Consider the following 481-nt stretch of genomic DNA (forward strand, 5'->3'; position numbering starts at 1 on the left):
GGCGACAGAATTTTACGATGCAGACAGTCATATATTATCGAAGCGGATTGGGCGGCAGGCATTGGCCTGAGTACCTATGAGTGGTGCCAAAAGGGGATAGAGTACATGGGCGGCAAGCTGCAGTATCTGGAAATCAAAAATTTCATGAGATGGGTGGCCACACTCAAAAGGAGCGAACCGATGATCTTTACAGATATCGAGGAGCTGCGCAGGACAGTTCCGGCGGAATATGATTTTTTCACACAATACGGCGTTCGCTCCCTAATCGCCGTCCCCTTTTCCAAACGGCTGAACCAGGGTTATATCGGCGTAGATAACCCGAAGCGGTACGGCGCAGATCCTGCGTTCCTGTTCATAATCGCTTACGCTGTCGCCCAGGAATTAAATGAAATTAAACTGAATAAGAGCCTGGCGGCCGCAAAGCAAGCGCTGAAGCTTACTGCAGGGGGAAGTGCGGATCAACTGCTTTAATGGGCTCACG

General features: G+C 50.5%; 1 protein-coding gene. It reads left to right on the forward strand.

The window, feature by feature from the left end; all coding sequences use genetic code 11:
* Positions 1 to 471 (forward strand): hypothetical protein (locus H6B10_RS15295; RefSeq protein ID WP_430661774.1); only part of this gene is annotated, 471 nt, incomplete at its 5' end.
* Positions 472 to 481: the final 10 nt, after the last annotated feature.

Source organism: Gemmiger formicilis, from assembly GCF_016901605.1.
Taxonomy (GTDB): domain Bacteria; phylum Bacillota; class Clostridia; order Oscillospirales; family Ruminococcaceae; genus Gemmiger; species Gemmiger formicilis_B.